The sequence below is a fragment of the Alienimonas sp. DA493 genome (assembly GCF_043951915.1).
Taxonomy (GTDB): Bacteria; Planctomycetota; Planctomycetia; order Planctomycetales; family Planctomycetaceae; genus Alienimonas.
Genome location: NZ_JBINJD010000334.1, coordinates 1 through 925 on the forward strand (window position 1 = coordinate 1; position 925 = coordinate 925).

A 925-nucleotide genomic window follows, 5' to 3' on the forward strand; every position below is an offset into this window, starting at 1 on the left:
CGGCCGGCCGCTGGGCGCCGCCGGTGACCTTGGTCTGCGGGCTCGCCCTGTCCGCGGGGCGCGGGCCGGTCAGCGGGGCGGCGCTGGCCGTCTGGGCCGGTCTGCTGCACGCCGGCGCGACGGCCGGGGCACCGGGTGTGGCCGTCGCCGCGACGGTCGTCCTCGCCGCCGGCCTGGGGCGCGTTCGTTCGGACCCCGGCCGGCGGTGGGCGCTGGCGGGGCTGCTCGGCTGGGCGGCCGCCGCAGCCCTGACCGCTGCCGCGGCGACCCCCGGCGGCGGGTTCGCGCTCGATTGGCCCAGTCTGCCGCCGGCGGTCGCGGTCGGCCTGCTCGGCGGGGGCCTCGTCGCCGCGATTTGCGGTTCGCCCAACACCGCCGATCGGGGATGGGCATGAGCGACCGCTTGTCCAAACATGCCGCCGGCGCCGGTTTGCGGGCCGGCGTGCTCGCGGCGGCGTTTCTGCTCCCGCTGGCCGTGATCGGCGTGCGGGTGGCGTTCATTCAACTGACCTGCGGCGCGGCCGTCGCCGCCGGCCGGGACGAGCCGCGGCCGCGGGACGAACCCGTGCCCGCCGCGGACGGGCGGGTGCTGTCCGCGGACGGTGCCCTGTGGGCGTGGGACGAGGCCCGATTCGAGGTGCACGTGCACTACCGCTGGCTCCAGACGGAGCCGGACCCCGGGTGGCTCGGCGATCAACTGCGGTCGCGGCTCTCCCGGGCGGAGCGGAACGACCCGGAGACGCTCGCCGCGGCGGAGGAGGCGATCCTGGCGGAACGCGACGCTCTGCGGGTGCGGCTGGCGGCGGCCTGCGGCGTGGACGTGGGCGAGGTCGCCCGCCGGTTCGCCGCAATCGACCGCCGCGTCACGGAGATGAAGGCCAAAATCGTCGCCGCCCGGGAGGCGAAGCGGGCGGCGGCCGCCGCG

1 protein-coding gene and 1 pseudogene are annotated in these 925 nt (G+C 78.3%); both read left to right on the plus strand.

Annotation, left to right across the window (positions count from 1 at the left end; translation table 11 throughout):
• Nucleotides 1-395: pseudogene (locus ACG2DA_RS22865) on the plus strand (hypothetical protein); the annotation flags it as partial.
• A partial coding sequence (locus tag ACG2DA_RS22870) for a hypothetical protein (RefSeq protein WP_395259019.1) occupies nucleotides 392-925 on the plus strand: 534 nt, incomplete at its 3' end. The pseudogene ACG2DA_RS22865 and the gene ACG2DA_RS22870, both read left to right, overlap by 4 nt.